Origin of the sequence: Actinomyces sp. Z5 (assembly GCF_003287795.1) — a bacterium.
GTDB lineage: Bacteria > Actinomycetota > Actinomycetes > Actinomycetales > Actinomycetaceae > Actinomyces > Actinomyces glycerinitolerans.
Genome location: NZ_QMIN01000075.1, coordinates 1 through 1,443, shown reverse-complemented (window position 1 = coordinate 1,443; position 1,443 = coordinate 1). Strand labels below are relative to the sequence as shown.

Below are 1,443 nucleotides of genomic sequence, written 5' to 3'. Positions count from 1 at the left end.
CTGTGTTGTCTCATGACTTCTGGGACTGTTGGATCTCATGACATCTGGGAGTGTCAGAAGTAGTGAGATTCTGGGGCGGTGTGGGTGGGGTTGGGTTGGGGGATGGGTTATGCAGTTTCGCCGTTCAAGCGTCAGCGCATCATTGAGTTTGACTCGCGGGTTGCGGGTGTGAGCGTGGAGGAGTTCTGCCGGCAGGTGGGGGTCTCGAAGTCCTCGTTCTACCGGATCCGTAAGCGGGCCAAGCAGGAGGGACCGGGGGCGGCGCTGGTCGCCCGTTCCAGGGCGCCGCTGCACCCGGCGCGCCGTTGGGATGAGCGGGTTGATGAGCGTATCGCCCAGGTACGCCGGGAGCTGGTTGCCGATGGGAAGGATGCGGGTGCGTGGTCGGTGTGGTGGGTGCTGTCCGGGGCGGGGGCCAACCCGGCCCCGTCGCGGGCGACTATTGCCAGGCGCATGCGGGCCATGGGGCTGGTGGTTCCGGCGCCACGCAAGCGCCCGCGGGTGTCTTTCAAGCGGTTCACGCGTACCAGTGCTAACGAGCTGTGGCAGCTGGACGGTATCGAGTGGCGCATCCAGGGGCGTGTGGTGACCATCTACCAGGTCATCGATGACTGCTCCAGGGTGCTGGTGGCGCTCAAGGCGGCCTGGGGCGGGGAGACGCATGAGGCCACCCGCCAAATCCTGTCCGAGGCCTTCGACTCCTGGGGGCGGCCCGCAGCCATCCTGACCGACAACGGCAGGGCTTTCAACACTCACCGCACCACCGGATTCGGGCGGACAGAGAGGTGGCTCGCGTCGCTGGGGATCCGTCCGATCAGCGGCGCCATCGGTCACCCACAGACCCAGGGCAAGGTCGAAAGCTCCCATAAGCCCCTCCAGCTGTGGCTGGAAGCGCACCCCTACACCACCCTGGAGGACCTCAACACCGGCCTGGAGTGTTTCACCGCCTACTACAACACCGAGCGCCAGCACCAGGGGCTGGGGATAGCCATAACCCCCATACGCGTGTGGCACCAGGTCCCCCGGGCCCTGCCCAACCCCTCCCCGATCAACCTTGACGCGCTATCCGGGCCGGTGCCGCTGAGCCTGCCGCAGGCAGCCAGCACCGACCCGGCCATCACCAGCAGACAGGCCCTGAGCAACGGGACCGTGACCTACAAGGGCCGGATCATCTACGTCGGTTCCTTCATGGCCGGCCAGAGAATCGAGTTCCGCCAGTACCCCACCCGTCTGGACCTTTACGACCAGGCCGGAACACACTTCGCCGCGATCCCCTGGCCCCAGCCCACCCAGGCACAGACCCACAGCCGGGCCACCATCAACGCTTCCAAACCACCCAACAGAATCATCAGCAGGCCACCCCGCTCACCCCGCTCCCAACCGTCCCAAAACCCATGAGACTCAACCGTCCCAGAAGTCATGAGACTCAACCGTCCCAGAAGT

General features: G+C 65.5%; 1 protein-coding gene. It reads left to right on the top strand.

Features of this window, described 5'->3' with window-relative positions; all coding sequences use genetic code 11:
- Nucleotides 1–102: 102 nt before the first annotated feature.
- Nucleotides 103–1,398, top strand: a complete 1,296-nt coding sequence (locus DRB06_RS10595; RefSeq protein ID WP_108966214.1) for a DDE-type integrase/transposase/recombinase — start codon at nucleotides 103–105, stop codon at nucleotides 1,396–1,398.
- Nucleotides 1,399–1,443 lie beyond the last annotated feature (45 nt).

Bases quoted from the DNA above. Each gene is read 5' to 3' on its own strand.
- DRB06_RS10595 (WP_108966214.1), top strand. From the start codon at position 103: ATGGGTTATGCAGTTTCGCCGTTCAAGCGTCAGCGCATCATTGAGTTT.